Genomic DNA, 19,155 nt, shown 5'->3' with positions numbered 1-19,155 from the left:
TGCCGTGTGTCGGTGGCGCTGGAATGCGCGCCTCCCCGGCGGCACGCTGTTACCTCGCCATCATGTGGCCACCAAAGCACCATCACATGGGGGCGCGATCCTGACGCCATGAAGGATTCGAATGATCTTGTCGGAGCGCACGGGGCCGGTCCGGCGGCATCCTCGCGCAGGCGGCGCACGGTCCGCCTCACCTATGCGTCGGCGGCCGGGTTCCTCGCCACCTCGCTTCTGATGGTCCCGCAGTTCGCGTGGTCGAGCACGAGCGACAAGCCGAGCGCGGAGCCGACGCCGACCATCCACTGGTCGGCCTGTCCGAAGGCCGAGCCGCCCATGCCCGACCCGAGCGGGCGAGCGCAGTGCGGCACGGTGCGGGTGCCGGTCGACTGGGCACAACCGGACGGACCGACGATGAACATCGCGGTCGCCCGCCAGAAGGCCACCGACCCCGGCAAGCGGATCGGGGCGCTGCTGTCCAATCCGGGCGGGCCCGGAAGCACGGGTCTGGACGACGCCTATTACGCAGACAACCCGGTCGAGGGCTACTCCAAGAGCATCAGGGAACGGTTCGACATCATCGGCTTCGACCCGCGCGGCATCGGGCGCAGCGGAGAGCTGCGGTGCGATGACCGGCTCGCCCGGAGGATTCCCACCCGTCCGAAGAACGCCGCCGAGTTCCAGCGCATGCGCGACCTGAACAAACGGCTCGCGGACAGTTGCCGCGAGCGCAGCGGCCCCGTCGTCGGCCATATGGACAGCGAAAGCGTCGCCCGCGACATGGACGCGATCCGCGCGGCCCTCGGCGAGCGGAAGATCAGCTTCCTTGGCCACTCCTACGGCACGCGCATCGGTGAGCGCTACGCACGTCTCTTCCCGCGGAATCTCCGGGCACTGGCCCTCGACAGCGCCATGGACCCCTCCCGGCCCGGAGCCGAGCGCTACCTCATGGACGGCACCGCCGCCGCCGACAGCGCGCTGCGGGAACTGGCGAAGTGGTGCGACAAGGATGCCTCGTGCGCCCTGAAGGGCAAGGATGTGACGGCCATTGTCCGCGGGCTGTTCGCGCGTGCGGACGCGGGCACGCTGTTCGAGCCCGGGCCGCACGGCCCCACGCGGAAGAAGGTCACCGCCCACCGGCTGTCCGGCTTCCTCTACGGCTACCTGAACAAGTGGAATCCACAGCCCACCGCTGAGCAACTGGCCGCACTGCACAGTGGCAAGGGGAAGGTGTACTGGATCGACGACTCCTCCCCCGAGCTCGCCTGGCGCTCGGTGATCTGCCGCGACGACAACCTCCGGCTGCGCGACTACGCCGACTATCGCGCCCTGCTCCACCGAGCCGCCGCCGAGCACCCCAACGTCCGCTACAACGCCCAGGCCCTGGATATGATCCTCGGCTGCCAGGGGTGGCCGGTGGAAACCAAGCCGCAGCCGGCCCAGAACAAGGGCACCCTCCCGCCGGTCCTGGTGGTAAACGCCGGACACGACCTCGCGACTCCACTGGCGGGTGCCCGGCGCATGGCACGGGAGTTCCCGAAAGGAAGGCTCGCCGTCCTCGACGGGGTGGATCACTGGCTCTACCGCAAGTGCCAGTCCCCCCTCCCGGCACGGGCGATCGACACCTACCTGCGGACGCTGAAGACCCCGGCCCCCGGCACGGTGTACCACTCTCGAGGGCGTTGAGCCGAGCTCGCGCCCGCGGCACCGGGCGCCCCTGGTTGCCGCAGGCTCCTCGGCCGGGTTCACCGGTCGAGGAGCAGCTCGGCCCGCCGCCGGACCTCCCCGGGGTCCGGCCCGCGGCAGCGCCCCTGTCCCTGGAGCGGGCCGCCGCACCGGAGACGGTCGGCATCCGGTGCGGCGGCGGTTCGGGGAGGGCGGTCAGCCGACCCGGACGGTCCTGGACATTCCGGGGGCCACGGAGACCACGGCGTAGGTGTAGGTCACCCCGTCCACCGTCTTGGTCCGTGCCGTGCGCCTCTTGCCGTCGACGGTGATCCGGCTGTGCTTGCCGGGGAATCGGGCCTCCCAGGTGTAGGCGGCGCCTCCGGAGCTGTGGGCGAGGGTGGAGGAGGTGGTGCCGTCGTGACGCAGGCTGAAGGTGCTCTTGCCGATGCGCAGATGGTCCAGCTTCAGCCAGTCCATCCCGCCGGGCAGCCGTGACTGGGTGGTCAGGGAGCGACGGGGCGCGTCGGGTGCGACACCCATCAGTCCCTGGACCGTCTGGCTCAGGAGGGTGAAGGACACCTCGGGGTAGTCCCCGTTGGGGCCCTGGCGGGTGACGGTGTGCTGGGTGTTCCGCTGGTCGTAGATGTGGCGCATCCACTTCCAGGCCGTGTCCGCGCGGTTGTACCGGAAGAAGGTGTCCGGGAGGTAGGTGAGGGCCTCGATGTTCACCGGCCTGCCCGAGCCGCTCGCCTGCTCGTCGATGTAGTCGAGGTAGGCGTCGTTGCGGGGGCCGGGGTCGATGATGCCCTTCATCGGCATGAACCAGCTATTCTCCTTGCCCCAGCCGGTGACCGCCGTGCCATCGGTGCGGTAGGCGCGCACCATGGACGCGCCCGATCCGCTGCCGCTCCAGGTGGCGTTGAAGTACTCCTTGAGCCGCTCGGCCCGTGCGGCGGACGCGGCCGCGAGGGCGCGGTCGCCCTTGTCGCGTGCGAGATCCGCCAGCGCGCGGTACGCCTGGTACTGCGCCGCGATGCCGTCTCCGGCCTCGGCGAGGTGTTCGTTGCCCTCCTCGTTGTAGCTGGCGGCTCCGGCGAAGATGCCCTTCCCCGTGCCCTCGGCCACCTTGACCTTCCCGTTGTCCTTGGTGCCGTCATGCAGGTCGACGAACTCCTTGGTCGCGTGGCGGTAGTAGTCCCAGAAGGCGGTGTCGTCGAGGTAGGCGCGGTCGCCACTCCAGCGGTATGCCTCATTGGCCTTCTCCACCAGTTCGAAGGTGGCGGGCACTTCGCGGACGAAGTCGTCGGGGCCGTGGTAGTCGATCGCATGCGCGGTGCCGGTGTCGAAGTTGAGCGACCAGACCGGGTAGTAGCGGTGCTCGGCCGTGGCGGAGGCGGCGTAGGAACGGAGCATCGCCTTGTTCTCGGCGCCGAGCCCGAGGACTGCGGCTCCGCCGAGCTGGTGGGCGAAGTCGCGCGAGTAGTACGCGCTGCGGTGGGCATAGCCCGCCCAGTAAGCGGGGCCGTAGGTACCCGTGCCGGTTCCCGACCGGTGGTTCTCGTCGACGTTCAACGGGCCGGTGGTACCGGGGAGTTGCACCCAGCTATTGGCCTTCCGCTTCGACCAGGTGAACATCTCCACGATCCTCGGGTCCGAGGAGCTGATCGTGGGGTCCACCGGGGACGACGGCGACACCATGACGTCATCGGCGTTGACCCAGCCGTCGCCGGACTCGAAGGCGATCTCCAGTTGGTCGTCGGGGGCCAGGGCGACCCGGCTGACGGTGTAGCGAGCGTACGTCGGGCGGCTGGGCAGCGCGACGGAGTCCATGACCTTTCCGTTCACCCGCACCGTGAAGTGGGCGCCGGGCCCTCCGGTGGCGATCCACGCGGAGAAGTCATAGGTGCCGGAGCGGCGGGCCGTGATGGTCTGGGACGCCTTCTTGTCCGGGCCCGCGTCGAGGTAGAGCAGCCGGTTGCCGCCGTGGGGCAGGTTGGTGGCGGTTCCCGCGCCGGAGGTGAGGGTCCAGCCCGTGCCCTCCTGCTCGAAGCCGGGGTCGGTGACGGTGAGCTGGGCCGGTGGGGTGGCCGCGGCGGGCGCCCCTCCCGTCGGCAGAAGCGTTACGGCGAGCACGCTGAGCGCGGACAGCGCGGACAGCACGGACAGGCGGGAAGGTCTCATCTTTCTTTTCTCCCGGTCGTCATCGGCGTGGACGGGAGCCGGGCGGCCCTTGGGGCGGTGACGCTAGCAATCGGCCATCATGCTTGCAATGTGCGTGCGCATACTTTCTCTCGTGACCTCAAGAGACAAAATAAAATGTGCAGAAAGATTGCAGTGATTCTTTGCAAGTACTACGTTCCCGGCATCACCTCTCGTGCCACGGTGCGGCTGTGCGCGTAGCCGCAGACAGGGATCAGCCATGAACGTCTCGCCCGTGAACACCCCCCTCGGTATCGACCGCCGAAGACTGCTCCAGCTCGGCGGCGCGCTCGCCGCCGCCACCTCGCTCTCCGCGTGCTCCGGCACCGGCTCCGCCGGGACCGGCGGCGCGGGCGACAAGGACAAGGCATCCATCACCGTCTGGAGCTGGCTGGAGCCGGCCAAGGCGCTGAAGGCGATGGTGCCGGAGTTCCGCAAGAAGCACCCGGGCATCAAGGTGACCGTCCAGGACATCGGGAACCCGGCCATCTGGGACAAGATCACCACCGGCATGGCGGCCGGAGGCGAGGGGCTCGCCGATGTGCTGCACATCGGCGTCGACTACCTCCCCGGCTACGCCGAGAAGTTCCCGGACGGACTCGCCGACCTGGGCGGGCTGGGCGCCACCAAGTACCGCGGCGCCTTCGCCCCGGGCCTGTGGCGCACCGTCTCCCCGGACGGCAAACGGGTCAACGCCCTTCCCTGGGAGGCCAATTCGGCGGGCTTCTGGTACCGCGCGGACCTCTTCGAGAAGGCAGGTGTCGATGCGGGCGCCCTGGCCACCTGGGACGACGCCATCGAGGCCGGAAAGAAGATCAAGGCCAAGACCGGCATCCGCCTGATCGGCATGGACAAACCCGCTTCCCAGGCAGATGCCGCGAACTTCTTCCAGATGCTCCTCCAGCTCCAGGGCACCTTCTACTTCAACGCCGACGGTGACATCACGCTCGACTCCCCGGAGGCGGTGCGTGCCATGAAGATCATCAAGCGGATGAACGACGCCGGGCTGGTCAGCGACTTCTCCGGCGGCTGGAACACCATGGTGCGATCGCTGAAGAAGAGCACCGTCGCCATACACCCCTCGCCCACCTGGTTCGGCGGTGTCATCGAGCGCGAGGTGCCCCAGCAGAAGGGCAAGTGGCGAGTCCAGTTGCCCCCGGCCGTCCGCCCCGGCGGCTCCCGTTCGGCCACCGTCAACTCCACCCACCTCGCCGTCGCCGGCAGCAGCCCTCACCAGGCCGCCGCCTGGTCCTTCGTCGAGTACGTCCTCACCCGCCCGGCCTCACAGGCGAAGATCTACCGGAGCGCGGCCATCGCCCCGGCCCTGATGGAGGCATACGACGACGCCGCCTTCCACCAGCCGTCGGCCTACTTCGGCGGACAGAAGCGAGGAGAGGTCTTCCTCAAGGCGCTCAAGGCGCCCTCCCCGGCGTTCAACTACTCCGCCGACTACGCCCGTGCGCTCAAGGTGGTCACCGACGCACAGACCAAGGTGCTGCTCAAGAGCGCCGACCCGGCCGATGTGCTGGGCGATGCCGCCGACCAACTCGGCAAGCAGACCGGACGGAAGATCGTCCGATGAGTGCGGTCCTCCACAAGGCGCCGGCGGCAACCGCCCCCGCCGGAGCGGCCCGAGCGAGGAGGAGCCGACCGCGCGGGCGCCTCGCCCCCTACCTCTTCATCCTGCCCGCCCTCGTCCTCTTCGCGGCGTTCAAGCTCTACCCCATCGGCTGGTCCTTCGTGCTCAGCCTCCACAAGTCGGTGGGCGGCACCGACACCTTCGTGGGCGCCGACAACTACCGGCGGCTGATCGACGATCCGCTGTTCTGGACCGCGTTCAAGAACACCGCCGTGGTACTCGCTGTCCAGGTCCCGGTGATGCTGGCCCTCGCCACCGGACTCGCCGTCGCGCTCAACTCGACGCTGTTGCACGGGCGTTCGGTCTTCCGGCTGGGCTTCTTCCTGCCGATGGTCACCGGTCTGGTGGCCTACGGCATCGTCTTCTCCGTCCTCCTCCACCAGGAGTACGGCCTGGTCAACTGGTTCCTGGAACTCCTCGGCAGCGACGGCGTCCCCTGGCTGACCGACCCCCTCTGGGCGAAGATCTCCATCGGCCTCGCGCTGACCTGGCACTACACCGGCTACAACGCGGTGATCCTGCTGGCCCGGCTGCAAACCGTACCGAAGGAGCTCTACGACGCCGCCGCCGTGGACGGAGCGGGCCCCTGGCACACCTTCCGCCATGTGACCCTGCCGGGGCTCCGCCCCGCACTCCTGCTCACCACGGTCCTCTCCACCATCGGCACCCTGCAACTCTTCGACGAGCCATACGTCCTCACCAAAGGCGGCCCGGACAACGCCACCCTCACCATCGGTGTGTACCTCTACCAGACCGCCTTCAAGTACTTCGACTTCGGCTACGCCTCGGCCATCGCCTACGCGCTCGCCGTCCTCATCGGAATCCTCGGACTGATCCAGTTCCGGGTGCTGGGAGACAAGTCGTGAGACCCGCACAGCGCCGCCACGGCATCCTGCTGACCTCCTCGCTCGCCATCACCCTGGCCGCGGTGGTCATCCCCCTCTACTGGCTGATCGTCGCCAGTACCCACAGCAGCAACGAGATCTTCGACAGCCCCCCGCCCCTGCTGCCCGGCGGCCACCTCCCGGAGAACCTCGACACCCTCCAGCGGACCGCGTCCTTCGGCCGCGTGGTGCTCAACTCCACGCTGATAGCGGCGATTTACACCCTGTTCGCCGGCGCGGTGTGCACCCTCGCCGGATACGGCTTCGCCAAGTACCGCTTCAAGGGACGCGAAGCGCTGTTCGGACTGCTGATGCTCGGGCTGGTGATCCCGCTCCAGGTGACCCTGATCCCGCTGTTCAAGCTGATGGCGCAGCTCGAGTGGCTGAACACCTACCAGGCCGTGATCATGCCGAATCTCGCCCTGCCGTTCGGCATCTTCCTGATGCGCCAGTCGATGGCCGCCCTCCCCGACGAGCTGCTCGACTCGGCCCGGATGGACGGCTGCGGCGAGCTGCGGCTGTTCTGGAAAGTGGTCCTCCCGCCGATGAAACCCGCCCTCGCGGCACTCGCCATCTTCCTCTTCCTCTACCAGTGGAACGACTTCATCTGGCCGCTGATCGTGCTGCGCGACAGCCAGTCGTTCACCATCCCCGTGGCCCTCGCCGCCCTCCAGGGGGTTAACGAGACCGACTACGGGGCCCTCCTCACCGGTACCGCCGTCGCCGCGGTGCCGATGGCCGTCGTCTTCCTCGTGCTGCAACGCCACTTTGTCTCCGGCCTGCTGGCCGGTGCCGTGAAGGAGTGACCATGTCCCACGCGACCCACCAGGCCGTCACCACCGCGGAGCTGGCTCCCGCGGCCTGGGAGCCGCTGCTCGACGGCGTGAGCATCGCCGTGCCGGCCACCGGCGCGGACGTCTCCTGGGACCTTGTGGAGGAGCCAGGAGGGCCCAGCACCCTGTGGCTGCGGGCCGACGGCGCCCCCGTCGAGGTGCGGTTCTCCGTACCTCTCGGGGACGCCGCCGGATACTGGCATCCGCGCGTCGGATGGCATCGCACCCTGCCCGCCGACTGGGAGGGGCGGTCGGTGGCGTCCCTGGTCGACGGACACGCCGCGGGGTGTCTCTACGACCACTCCGGCGCCACCCTGCTGACCTTCGCGGCCGTCGATCCGGTCCCGGAGACCGCCCTGCGGTTCGGGGTGTCGGAGGAGAACGACACCTATGTCGTCCATGTCCATCTGCCCGCGTCGGACGGCCCGCACCGGTTGCTGCTGGTACCGCGCGCGGAGTCGGTCGCCGCGGCGCTGCGCGTCCTGCGTGGCTGGTTCACCGCCGAGGTGGCGGCGCTGCCGGTGCCCGACAGCGCCCGCACACCCGTCTACTCCACCTGGTACGCCTTCAACCAGCAGGTGGACGCGGTATCCGTGGAGACCCAGGCCCGCCTGGCCGCCGAACTCGGCTGCGGAGTCCTGATCCTGGACGACGGGTGGCAACGCCACGGCCATGGGCGCGGCTACGCGGGCTGCGGCGACTGGGAGCCGGACGGGGCCAAGTTCCCCGACTTCACCGCGCATGTCGCCCGGGTCCGCGGCCACGGACTGCGCTACATGGTCTGGATCGCCCCGCTCCTGCTGGGCCCACGGGCCGCATGCCACCGGCAGTGGGCACCGTACGCCACGCGCCCCGCCACGGTCCCCGGCGCCGCCGTCCTGGACCCCCGCCACCCGGAGGTGCGCTCCCGCATCGTCGAGAGTTGCGTTCGCCTGGTGCGCGACCACGGACTCGACGGTCTGAAGGTGGACTTCCTCGACCAGGCCATGGTGTACGCGGGCGACGGCGCCGGGGACGTCGGAGCGGCCATGGCTCTCCTCCTGGCCGACCTGCGGTGCGCGCTGCGGACCGTCCGCCCCGATGCGCTGCTGGAACTGCGCCAGCCGTACACCGGTCCCGGTATGGCTCCGTACGGCAATATGATGCGCTCCGTCGACTGCCCGGCGGACGCCACCGCCAACCGGGTCCGCACCATCGACACCTCACTGCTCACCGTCGGTGGTGCGGTCCATTCCGACATGCTGCTGTGGGATACCGGCGCGCCGGTCGAGGCCGCGGTGCGCCAGCTCATCGGCACCTTCCACTCCGTACCGCAGCTTTCGGTGCGGCTGGACCGGCTCCCGGCGGACCACCGTGAGGCGATCGGGTTCTGGCTCGCCGAATGGAGCCGCCTGCGTCCGCAACTGCTGGACGGAACGGTCGAACCCGGGCGCCCCGACGAGCTCTACACGCTGGTCCGTTCGGCCGCCGATGGGGTGTGCGTCATCGATGTGCACAGCGATCGCGTCGTGCCGCTGCGGCCCGCCGGGCAGCACGAGATCGTGCTGGTCAACGCGACCTCGGCGGACCGGCTCACCGTGGCGACAGAGGAGGACTCCCACACCGCGGACATCACGGTGCACGACCCTCGTGGCCGTATCATCGACCGGTGCCGGCGGGTGCTCACACCCGGCTTGCACACGGTCCCCGTACCGAGCATGGGACTGGCCACACTCCGGATCAGGGAAGGCGGCACACAGTGAAGGTGGGGATCACCGAGGTCGCCACGCGGGCAGGGGTCAGCGAGGCGACCGTCAGCCGTGTGATCAACCGGCGGCCGGGCGTCTCCAAGAAGACCCGCGACACCGTCGAGCGGGCCATGGCCGAGCTCGGCTACGAACGCCCGACCCAAGGCCAGCTAGTCGCCCTGCTCACCGAGCACGTGTCCAATCCGTTCTTCGCGGACGTGGCCGAGCGGATCGAGTCCTCGCTCGCGCCCCACGGCCTGAAGACGGTGGTGTGTCCCGCGTTCCCCGGCGGTGTCCAGGAGCGCGACTTCATCGCCTCCCTGGTGGACAAGGGCATCGCGGCGGTGGTGTTCCTCTCCGCGTCGAACACCGTCGAGGGAGCGGACCTGGAGACCTACGAGATGCTGCGGACGCGCCGGATTCCCTATGTGGCCATCAACGGCGAGTTCGCGGACGGTGTGCCCGCGCCCGTGTTCTCCACCGATGACGTCCTGGCCGCCGAACTGGCCGTCGACCACCTCCACCGGCTCGGACACCGCAGGATCGGCATGGCCTCCGGTCCGGTGGGCAACCACCCGGCCGACAAGCGGGTCGAGGGATTCCGCACGGCCATGGCCAAGCGCGGCATCGAGGACCCCGAGCGCTGGGTGATCCGGCAGTCGTACACCGTCGAGGGCGGCCAGTCGGCCGCCACCACCTTGCTCGGCCTCGGTGCCACCGCGATCGTCGCGGCGAGTGACTACATGGCGCTCGGCGCCATCCGCGGGGTGCGGCGCCAGGGCCGCTCGGTGCCCGAGGACATCTCGGTGGTGGGATACGACGGGACGATGATCACCGAGTTCGTGGACCCTCCGCTCACCACGGTGCGTCAGCCCGCCGACCGGCTCGCGCTGGAAGTCGGCCGTACGGTGCTGGCGCTGGTCAGCAATCGCGATGTACCCACCGGTGAGCTGCTGTTCGACCCCGAGCTGGTGATCCGCGCCAGCACGGGCCCGGCTCCCTCCTGACCGCGGCACTTCCTGACCACGGCACTTCCTGACCACGGCCACTACCTGACCGCGGCGGTGGCAGCACCGCAGGCCGCGTCGGACGGTCGGGACACCGGGAGTGGGAGAGGTGTAGCCAGCCCCCCTGTGGAACCCGGGGGCTGGCCCCCCTTCGGTCGGGGTGGTGCCGCCATAGCGCCGATCGGTCTTCGGTCCGTACGTTTTTACAGGTCAGAGTGTTATGACCGATACAGGACCGGAGTCCTTCATGCCTCAGGCCACCGTGCCGTCCGAGCCCCGCGCACTCGCCCGCGGCACCGCGCCACAGGGGAGCGAGTTCGCTGCCCTCCTGAGGGAGGTCAGGAGGCAGGGGCTGCTGGAGCGCCGCAGGGGTTGGTACACGCGGATGATCACCGTGAACGGCCTCGCCCTGGCCGCCGTGGTGACGGCGATGGCCCTCGTCGGGAACACCTGGTGGTCGCTGCTGCTCGCCCCGCCGCTCGCGGTCCTCTCCGCCCGCACCGCCTTCGTCGGCCATGACGCCGGACACGCCCAGATCGCCACCGGCCGCCGGGCGAACCGGGCCCTCGGACTGCTCCACGGCAATCTGCTCCTGGGCATGAGCTACGCCTGGTGGAACGACAAGCACAACCGGCACCACGCCAACCCCAACCACATCGAGAAGGACCCGGACGTCGGCGTCGGCGCACTCGTATGGACCGCGGAGCAAGCCGCCGAACGCCGCGGTTTCGCCCGCTGGGTGACCCGCCATCAGGCCCGGCTGTTCTTCCCGATGCTGCTGCTCGAAGGCATCGCCCTGAAGGTGAGCAGCGTCCAGGATCTGCGACGGCAGCCCGTTCGCGAGCGGGCCGTCGAAGGCGCTCTCCTGACGCTGCACGCCATCGGCTACGGAGCCCTGTTGCTCACCTGTCTGCCGGTGGGCAAGGCCATCATCTTCGCCCTGCTCCACCAGGCGCTCTTCGGACTCCATCTGGGTATGGCCTTCGCCCCCAACCACAAGGGCATGGAGATGCCCGACCCGGCGGACGAATGCCGCTGGGGCCATCTGCGCCGACAGGTCCTGACTTCGCGCAACGTGCGCGGCGGTGCGGTCACGGACTGGGCGCTCGGCGGACTGAACTACCAGATCGAGCACCACCTCTTCCCGAACATGCCCAGGCCCCATCTCAGGCTCGCGCAGCCGCTGGTGCGACAGCACTGCCACCTCCTCGGGCTGCCGTACGCCGAGTCGGGGCTGCTCGACTCCTATCGACAGGGGCTGCGGCACATGCACACGGTCGGCCGTGCGGTGTCTAATCCAGGCCGCTGACCAGGCCAGATAGCGAAACGATGCTGGAGTACCAGATGTGCTGGCCGGGGACGTTGTGCCCACCACCGCCCGGTCCACCACCTGAACGGGAACGAACCGGACCGTCCCGGCCCGCGCCGGTCAAGACACCCTTCAGAGCCGCCACGAGTCATCCTGGCCGCGATGCCTCGTCGCACGACAGCGCCCGTCCCGTCAGGGCCAAGTCGAGTGCGCGGACCTGGCGCCCGTCCTGGTCCTCCTCGCCGGCGACGCGTCCCATTTCATCACCGGCCGGCTCATCCCGGTGGACGGCGGCCTGATCTCCGTCCGCTGAGTGCCGTATCTCCCGGACGCGGTCACTGCCGGTCAAGCCATCCCTGGAGCACGTCGCACAGCGGGGTGAGATCCGCCTCGAGGCCGCGCAGCAGCTCGGAAGCGGGCTCCGATGAGGTCTGCCAGCCACGGAGGGCGGCGAGGAAGGCGGCCTGGACGGCGCCGCCGACACTCGCCGGTACCAGGCCGCGCTCGCTCACCCCCAGGCGTCCCGCCACATATCCGCTCACCGCATCGGCCCAGCTCATCCACTGGGACGATTCCTCGGCCCTCAGCTCGGCGGAGTTGTCGAGAATAATGAACCGTTTCATCCAGATTCCGTGTTCGTCGGCCGAGGCGCGCAAGGCTTCCACGACGCATGTGCGGATCACCGTCATGACCGGCTCGCGTACGTCCGCCTCCGCCAGGAGCCGGCGCAGCCGATGTGTGTGCTCGTCGAAGGCGTACCAGATGATCTCCGACCTCGACGCGATGTAGCGGAAGAACGTCGTCTTGCTGAGGCCGCAGGCGTCGATGACCGTGGCGAGACCGGTCTCGGCGTACCCGTGTTCCAGGAAGAGCGCGATGGCCACCGCCTCGACCTTCTCCCGCGACGTCACCGGTGGTCGTCCCCGGGGCCGCCTGGCCTGGGCCAGAGCTCCTCGGCCTCGACCCCGACGGCTTCTCCCGGACCACCGACCACGACGCCGCGTAACCGGAGCGAGTACCCGCACCAGCGCAAACGGTTCACCGGTCGGCGGCCATACCGCCACCGACCGGTGACTCCGAAAGGAAAGATCATGAAAGCATGGCAGTTCACGGACATCGGAAAGCCTCTCACCCGCAATGACATCCCAGAGCCCGAAGCAGGATCCGGTGAGATCGTCATCGATGTGAAGGCGACTGGTCTCTGCCACAGTGATGTCGGATTCCTCGACGGCACCCTGACCTCACTGCTGCCCTTACGCCCGATCACCCTCGGACACGAGATCGCGGGCATCGTCGCCTCCACCGGCCCCGGCGCCACCCGCTTCGCCGTCGGCGACCGAGTCGCCGTGCCCGCCGCGATCGAAGGCCCGGGCACCTCCTCGAACGGCGGCTTCCAGCCCAGGGTCGCGGTACGCGAGAACCTGGTGGTCCCGCTGCCTGACGGCATCGCCTGGGATCAGGCGGCCGCCGCGACCGACGCGGGGCTCACCTCCCACCACGCCGTGATCGTCCAGGGAGCCGTGACGGCGGGCACCAAGGTTGGTGTCATCGGATTCGGCGGGCTGGGCTCGCTGGGTGCGCAGGTTGCCCTCGCCGTCGGTGCCGAGGTCTTCGTGGTCGAGAAGAACGAGAAGGTGCACGCGTTCGCCCGCGAACTCGGCGTCGCGGACGTCGCGACGGACATCGCCGCATTCGCCGACAAGAAGTTCGACGTCGTCGTGGACTTCGCCGGATTCGGCACCACGACCAACGAGGCGGTGGAAGCCGTACGCCGCGATGGACGCGTCGTACTGGTGGGCCTGGGCGTCGGCGAAGGCACCATCAACCTTCAGGCCCTCACCCTCAACCAGGTCACGCTCATCGGCTCCCAGGCGGGTACCCCCGAGGATTGCCAAGCGGTCCTCCAGCTCATCGCCGACGGCAAGGTCACGTCCCGCATCACTCACATCGGCTTCGACCAGATCGGCGACGGCATCGGCAAGCTCGAACGCGGAGAGGTCATCGGCCGACTCGTCGTCCTGTACGAGTGAGCGCCACACGATCCCTTCCTGAACTTCGGACCGGCGACGGGAATCCTCCGCACCCGGCGCCGGTCCAGCCACGTGAGTCCGGCAGGCTGATGACGCGGGCCGGATCGATGTCTCCCATGTCGTCCTCGGGACCAGCCTCCCGCGCCTGACGGCGCGTCAGGCGAGTGCACCTACAGACACGTTCCTGACCAGCGGCGGTAGCGATCTGCGACTGGGGTATCGACAATGGGTCAGTTGCCATCCAGCGGCCCGGGTGGGTCGAGCCGGTAGCCGTGTCCCCGCAGGGTGGTGAGGGCGGGCAGGGCGATGGGCGGGTATGCGGAGGCGGCCGCCTGTAGTCGGCGGCGCAGGGAGGACATGGTGACGTCGAGCGTCTTGGTCGGCCCGAACCAGTTCTCGTCCCACACCTCCGCCATGAGCGATTCGCGGGAGACGGCCTCCCCCGGATGCCGGACCAGGATGGCGAGGAGTTCGAACTCCTTGGGGCGCAGTTCGACCTCCTGATCGCCGAGGAGGCAGCGGCGCGCGGCGATGTCCACGGTCAGATCCCCGATCCGGATCGGTTCGCCGGGCCCCGCCGGGGCGGGTGGGCGGCGGCGGAGATGGGCGCGGAGGCGGGCGAGCAGCACGGTCAGGCTGAAGGGTTTGACCAGGTAGTCGTCGGCGCCCGCGTCCAGGCCCACGATGACGTCGATCTCCTCGCTGCGGGCGGTCAGGATGAGGATGAGGACATTGGAGTGCTCGTCGCGCAGTTGCCGGGCCACGTCGATGCCATCCATGTCGGGGAGGCCGAGGTCGAGCAGGACGACGTCGACGCGGAGTCTGGCGGCCTCGGCCAGGCCGGAGCCGCCGGTCCGGGTCCAGGTCACGGCGTAGCCGTGGGATCGCAGACCCGCTTCCACATGCCGCCCGATGACCTCGTCGTCCTCGATGAACAGTACGGATACCGCGTCCTTGGCTCCTGTCGTCCGCATGCTCCAAAGCGTAGGGCGGGTGGCTGTCCGGGGGCGCGCGGACGGTCCGCTGTCAGAGTTCACGCAGCTCTTCCACGGCCGGCCGGGTGGATCTGCGGACGCCGCTCAGGGCTGCGCCGACGATGGCCGCGAGGGCTGCCGTCAGGGTCAGGGCGAGATACGGCCAGGGCACGGCCACGGTGTCCGGTGGTGGATCGAAGACACCGGTGAGCACCTTGACGAGCATCTGGGTCAGGGCCCATCCGATGAGCGCGCCTCCGGCCAGCCCCGCCGCGGTGAGTACGGCGGCCTCGCTGAAGACCAGTCCCTTCATCTGCCGGCGGGTGGCGCCGAGGACGGTGGCGATGGCGAAGGTGCGGCGGCGTTCGGCGAGGCCGAGGGCCAGGACGATGCCGCCCGCGCCGGCTGCCAGCAGGACCGCGAAGGCGAGTTCGATCCGGGTGAGCCCGGACAGGTCCACGGAGGTGAGGCTGGAGCCGACGGCGGAGCGGGTCTGGGTGATGTCGGTGACCTTCGTGGTGGTGCCGAGCTGGTGGCGCAGCCGGGTGGCGACGGCCTTCTGGTTGCCGCCTCCGGTGTCGACCAGGAAGGTGCCGACCGCGTCGCTGCCGGTGGTCCTGGCGATGTAGCGGGCGTTGGCGACGAAGAAGCTGTCGCGTGGTGCGGTGGGGAATTCCTTGACGACGCCCGCGTAGTGGAACGGCACGGTGTGGAACGTCTTGGTGCGGGCGTCTTGCAGCCGCAGCTTGAGCGTGTCGCCGGGGGCTAGCTGGAAGTCCTTGACGGTCTCCTCGCTGACCAGGAGGGAGTCCGGCCGGGCGGCCAGTTTGGACATCAGGCTCTTGGCGCTGCCACCGCCGAAGTAGGCGTTCTGGAGGGAGGTGGCGGAGGTGATGGTGGACGGCCGGACCCCGTACAGGTCCTGTAGGTCCGCTCCGACGTAGGCGAACCGGTGCTGTAGCGGTTCGACATGGCGCACCCCCGGGATGGCTGCCAGGGGGTGGGCCGCGCTGGGCCCGGTGTGGGAACCCGGTGACTCGGTCACTGTCACATCGGCGCCGTTGGTGAGCCGGGCGTCGACTTCCGCCTGTTGCCGGTAGGTGGAGTTGAACGAGGCGGTGGACACGGCGAAGGAGAGGGCCAGCGCGAGCAGGACGACGGCCCGTGCCAGCGGACGGCGCTGCCGGGACAGACTCGCCGCGGTGGTTCCGGCCAGGGTGCCGGTCAGCGGCCGGACCAGCCGGGCGAGTGGGCGGCGTCCGTGGGCGAGGGTGAGCGTCACCAGCCGCCACAGCAGCAGGGCGGAGCCGAGCCAGAGGAGGGCCGGTCCCAAGAAGGCCCAGTAGGACACGGAGATGGTGGGGACGCCTTCCGGAGCCAGGACCAGGGAGTAGTTGTTGGAGCTGGAGGCGCGGAAGACGAAGTAGGAGACGGCCAGCAGGATGAGGTCCGGGTAGAACTTCATCCAGCGCGGGGTGTGGGCCCGGCCCACCACCCGGCGGGCCTCGGCAACGGTGCCCTGCCGCAGGTCGCGCACCGCGGGTACCAGGACGGCCGCCGCGGCGATGACCAGTCCCAGCAGCAGGGCGAGCGCGAACCAGCCGACCGCGGAGGTGGCGGTGGAGCCGAAGGACGCCGTGCCGAAGGCGGCTCGGCCCACGCCCGCGGCGATGCCGAGGCCCAGCAGCCCGCCTGTCACGCCGACGGCGGCCGCCTCGGTCACGGCGAGGCCGGCGATCTGGCGGAGGCCGAGTCCGCGGGTGCGCAGCAGGGCCTGTTCGCGCCGGCGCCGGTCGGCTCCGGCGCCGGCCACGGCCGCCGTCAGCAGGGCGGCCAGCACCGCTCCGGGCACGCCGAGGAAGAGGAAGAGGATCTGGGCGTAGAGGGCGTCCTGGCGGGCGCTGTCGAGCGCGGCGCCGAGGTTGTCGCCGACCAGCCCGCCGCCGGCGGTGCGTGCCTCGGTGTTGTGGGCGGCGCCGGTCACCGCGGTGTACGCGGCGGCGGGGTCGGCGGGCAGCCGGGCGTCCCGGGCGACATGGATCTGGGTGGCGACCGCGGCCGGGTCGGCGGCCCTGATGGGCGCCGTGGTCCTGGTGAACTGTGCGGCGGGCAGCAGGATGACGTTGTCCGGTGGCGCGGTGGGCTGGGTCTGGGGAGGGGCGCCGACCTTCTGGAAGAGGGAGTCGGCCTGGGGCAGGTCGACCACTCCGGCCACCTTCACATGGGTCGGTCCGCCTCCGGGGCGGCCGATGGTGACGGTGTCCCCGGGGGCGACATGCAGATTGGCCGCTGTCTGCTGGGCGATGAGCACCCCGGAGGCGCTGCCCGTGAGCTGCCGGATCTCGCCGGGGAAGGCGGTGCGGTAGCCGGGTGGCAGGCCGAGCACGACCCCCGGGCCGGTGCTCTGAGTGGATCCGCCGGTCCTGGCGCGGAATCCGGTGCTGTGCGCGAATCCGACGGGGAGCGCGGTGCGTGTGCCGGGCGCGGACCGTACGGTGTGCAGCACCGAGGCCGGTTTGGCGCCCGGCTGGACCTGGACCTGCCAGTCGACCGCGACCGAGTGCACCGCGCGGTCGGTCATGGTGGACTTGGACGCGGTCAGAAAGGAGCCGAGCGCGGCGACCAGCGCCACGGCGAGCGAGATACCGAGCGCGGCGGCCAGGAGCCGGCCACTGCGGCGCCGGACGAGCCCGGACAGCCAGGTGATGATCACGACGTCTCTCCTCGAGTCTCGGACGTCTCTCCTCGAGTCGTGTTCGGCCGCGCCCGCGGCGCGGTGCGCGGTCCGGAGGCGGCGGGGGCGGGGACCGTGGCGACCAGCCGCCCCTCGTGCATGGGCCAGCGCTCGGTGAGGCGTTCGCCGACGGTGGAATCGTGGGTGGTCACCACGAGCGCGGCGCCGAGTTCGGCCGCCGTGTCCAGCAGAACGTCCACCACATGGCGTCCGGTGGCGCGGTCGAGCTGTCCGGTGGGTTCGTCGGCGAGGACCACCCTCGGGCGCAGCGCGAGCACTCGGGCCACCGCCACCCGCTGCGCCTGTCCACCGGAGAGTTCCTCGGGCAGCTTGTCGGCGAGGTCCGCGACGCCGACTGCGTCGAGGGCGGACAGCGCGCGGCGGCGGGCCTCGGACTCCGAGGTGCCCGACAGGACCAGCGGCAGTGCGGCGTTCTCCACCACGTCGAGGGCCGGGATCAGGCTCGGGGACTGGAAGACCACGCCGATGTCCCGGGCCGTGGTGGGGCGGCCAAGGGCCGGCCAGGCGATCTCCCCGCTGGTGGGCCGCTCCAGCCCGGCCATCAGATGCAGCAGCGTGGACTTTCCGGACCCCGAGGGGCCCATGATGGCGATGCGGTCGCCGGCCCGCACCTGGCAGGTGGCGCCGTGCACCGCCACGACGGCATGCTCGCCCTGGCCGTAGGTGCGGGCGGCGTCGCGGCAGTCGATGAGGGGGGTGCCGGTGCCGGGGGCGTTCACGGCTGGATCCTTCCGTCGCGCAGGACGAGCACCCGGTCGGCGAAGCCGACGACCTCGGTGTTGTGGGTGACGACCAGAACGCCGCGGCCGGCGTCGGCCCGGCTCTTGAGCAGGTCGAGCACCCGCCGTTCGGTCCGTCCGTCCAGCTCGCCGGTGGGCTCGTCGGCGAGGAGCACATCGGGGTCGTTGGCCAGGGCGACGGCCAGCCCCGCACGGGCCAGTTCGCCACCGGCCAGCTCATGCGGCAGGGCGTGGGCCCGGCCGCGCAGGCCCACCCCGTCGAGCAGGACGGCGATATCGGAGGCACCGCCACGGCGCCGTCCGGCGGCCGCCTGGGCGAGACGGATGTTCTCCCGTACGTCCAGGTGGGCGATGAGGTTGCCGGACTGTAGCAGGACACCGATGCGGCTGGCGCGCAGCCGGGCCCGTTGAGCCTCGGGGCGATGGCTGATCCGCTCCCCGCCGACGTGGACAGAACCTCCGGCCGGTTCGTCCAGCCCGGCCAGGCACGCCAGCAGGGTGGACTTGCCCGAACCGGAAGGCCCGACGACGGCGACGGTCTCACCGCGCTGGACATGGAGGGACACCCCGCGCAGCGCGAGGGTCTCCTCCTCGCCGGTGCGGAAGAACCGGTAGAGCTCGCTGGCATCGAGGGCGGTCGCCCCGTCGGCCCGTGCGGCTGCGGTGGAGGTGGTGGTCATCACTGCCACCGGAGCGAATCACTGACGATGCGCCAGGGGTCGACGTTGTCGGCACCGGTCGGGCCGGTCAGGGTCAGGACGACCTGCCGGCCGTTATGGAAGAACACGTACCGCTCCACCGAGTCGCGCACGCTCTTGCCGGTCACCTGGTTGGGGGCCGAGTCCGTCCGGTAGGTGATCCGGACGGCCTGTCCGGCCTTCCGGTGGACGGTCGTGACGCCGCCCAGGGCGAAGTGCGCGGCCTGCTTGCGGAGGGCGGGGACCATGCCCGCCTTCACCGACTGGACGGTGGGCGCGGTCCCGGTGGAGCTCTGCGAGACCTCGACCTTGTTGAGCTTGTCGCTGAAGGTGGTGGTGCCGTGGGCGGAGGAGCGGGCCCAGCCCTCCGGGACCTTGACCGTGAACCCGGCGGCGGGCGGCCGGTAGGCGACGTACACCTGGTTGTCGGGGATGTCGCCCGGCGGGTTGGACTCGGTGGGGGCCGGGCCGGTCCGCTGGGTGGACGACGAGCCGGAAGGGGCCTTGGAACCCCTGTGGGAGCCTCCGCCGGAGCCGGAGCAGCCGGCGACCACCGCGGTGGTCAGCGCGACGGCGGCGGGAAGGGCGAGGATGGCTCGCTTGTTCATGGTGTCCTCCGCATAGGCGAACCGCTGGTGGTCTCCGACGCTAGGGAGGAGGCGGTAAACGCTCGCCATGACGACGGTTAGACGACGGCA

Annotated in this window: 15 protein-coding genes; 8 read left to right on the top strand and 7 right to left on the bottom strand. The window is 70.2% G+C overall.

Annotated features, from left to right (window positions below; all coding sequences use genetic code 11):
- The first annotated feature begins 108 nt into the window (after positions 1-108).
- Positions 109-1,680 carry an alpha/beta hydrolase gene (locus ACK1X7_RS46300; protein WP_413116728.1) on the top strand — a complete coding sequence of 524 codons (1,572 nt, stop codon included), beginning with the start codon at positions 109-111 and terminating at the stop codon, positions 1,678-1,680.
- 195 nt (positions 1,681-1,875) lie between these two features.
- On the opposite strand, the gene ACK1X7_RS46295 is transcribed toward ACK1X7_RS46300, so the two are convergent.
- Positions 1,876-3,843 (bottom strand): hypothetical protein, encoded by a 1,968-nt coding sequence (locus tag ACK1X7_RS46295; RefSeq protein WP_413116727.1) that lies wholly within the window; start codon positions 3,841-3,843, stop codon positions 1,876-1,878.
- 238 nt (positions 3,844-4,081) lie between these two features.
- On the opposite strand from ACK1X7_RS46295, the gene ACK1X7_RS46290 reads away from it, so the two are divergent.
- The 6 genes from ACK1X7_RS46290 (at position 4,082) to ACK1X7_RS46265 (ending at position 11,260) form a co-directional block, all read left to right on the top strand.
- Complete coding sequence (locus ACK1X7_RS46290; RefSeq protein WP_385146304.1) at positions 4,082-5,443, top strand: ABC transporter substrate-binding protein; 1,362 nt, start codon at positions 4,082-4,084, stop codon at positions 5,441-5,443.
- The gene (locus tag ACK1X7_RS46285) at positions 5,440-6,366 is read left to right on the top strand and encodes a carbohydrate ABC transporter permease (RefSeq protein WP_413116726.1); all 927 of its coding nucleotides are present in this window, start codon (positions 5,440-5,442) and stop codon (positions 6,364-6,366) included. Before ACK1X7_RS46290 ends, ACK1X7_RS46285 begins: the two co-directional genes overlap by 4 nt.
- Positions 6,363-7,190 (top strand): carbohydrate ABC transporter permease, encoded by an 828-nt coding sequence (locus ACK1X7_RS46280; protein ID WP_390792325.1) that lies wholly within the window; start codon positions 6,363-6,365, stop codon positions 7,188-7,190. The genes ACK1X7_RS46285 and ACK1X7_RS46280 overlap by 4 nt, the downstream gene beginning before the upstream one ends.
- Before the next feature lie 2 nt (positions 7,191-7,192).
- Positions 7,193-8,959, top strand: a complete 1,767-nt coding sequence (locus ACK1X7_RS46275) for a glycoside hydrolase family 36 protein (protein WP_413116725.1) — start codon at positions 7,193-7,195, stop codon at positions 8,957-8,959.
- Between the two features lie 2 nt (positions 8,960-8,961).
- Positions 8,962-9,951: a LacI family DNA-binding transcriptional regulator gene (locus tag ACK1X7_RS46270; protein WP_385146312.1), complete on the top strand. Its 990-nt coding sequence runs from the start codon at positions 8,962-8,964 to the stop codon at positions 9,949-9,951.
- Positions 9,952-10,198: 247 nt separating this feature from the next.
- Complete coding sequence (locus tag ACK1X7_RS46265; protein WP_398158815.1) at positions 10,199-11,260, top strand: fatty acid desaturase family protein; 1,062 nt, start codon at positions 10,199-10,201, stop codon at positions 11,258-11,260.
- Between the two features lie 335 nt (positions 11,261-11,595).
- On the opposite strand, the gene ACK1X7_RS46260 is transcribed toward ACK1X7_RS46265, so the two are convergent.
- Positions 11,596-12,171: a TetR family transcriptional regulator gene (locus ACK1X7_RS46260; RefSeq protein ID WP_385146316.1), complete on the bottom strand. Its 576-nt coding sequence runs from the start codon at positions 12,169-12,171 to the stop codon at positions 11,596-11,598.
- Positions 12,172-12,351: 180 nt separating this feature from the next.
- Between ACK1X7_RS46260 and ACK1X7_RS46255 the strand changes: the two genes are divergently transcribed.
- Entirely contained in the window at positions 12,352-13,290 is a 939-nt protein-coding gene (locus ACK1X7_RS46255) for a zinc-binding dehydrogenase (protein WP_385146318.1), read from the top strand.
- Positions 13,291-13,520: 230 nt separating this feature from the next.
- On the opposite strand, the gene ACK1X7_RS46250 is transcribed toward ACK1X7_RS46255, so the two are convergent.
- Genes ACK1X7_RS46250 through ACK1X7_RS46230 form a run of 5 tightly spaced genes read right to left on the bottom strand, consistent with a single transcriptional unit; the run spans position 13,521 to position 19,065 of the window.
- Positions 13,521-14,264, bottom strand: coding sequence for a response regulator transcription factor (locus tag ACK1X7_RS46250; RefSeq protein WP_385146320.1), 744 nt, complete (start codon positions 14,262-14,264; stop codon positions 13,521-13,523).
- A 52-nt stretch (positions 14,265-14,316) separates the two neighbouring features.
- Positions 14,317-16,977, bottom strand: a complete 2,661-nt coding sequence (locus tag ACK1X7_RS46245) for an ABC transporter permease (protein ID WP_413116724.1) — start codon at positions 16,975-16,977, stop codon at positions 14,317-14,319.
- A complete protein-coding gene (locus tag ACK1X7_RS46240; RefSeq protein ID WP_413116723.1) occupies positions 16,974-17,738 on the bottom strand; it encodes an ABC transporter ATP-binding protein in 765 nt (254 codons plus the stop codon). The genes ACK1X7_RS46245 and ACK1X7_RS46240 overlap by 4 nt, the downstream gene beginning before the upstream one ends.
- Positions 17,735-18,439: an ABC transporter ATP-binding protein gene (locus ACK1X7_RS46235; protein WP_385158480.1), complete on the bottom strand. Its 705-nt coding sequence runs from the start codon at positions 18,437-18,439 to the stop codon at positions 17,735-17,737. Before ACK1X7_RS46235 ends, ACK1X7_RS46240 begins: the two co-directional genes overlap by 4 nt.
- Entirely contained in the window at positions 18,439-19,065 is a 627-nt protein-coding gene (locus ACK1X7_RS46230; protein WP_390792318.1) for a hypothetical protein, read from the bottom strand. Before ACK1X7_RS46230 ends, ACK1X7_RS46235 begins: the two co-directional genes overlap by 1 nt.
- Positions 19,066-19,155 lie beyond the last annotated feature (90 nt).

Source organism: Streptomyces sp. CY-1 (assembly GCF_047218265.1).
Classification (GTDB): domain Bacteria; phylum Actinomycetota; class Actinomycetes; order Streptomycetales; family Streptomycetaceae; genus Streptomyces; species Streptomyces niphimycinicus.
This window is presented reverse-complemented; position numbering and strand designations above follow the sequence as displayed.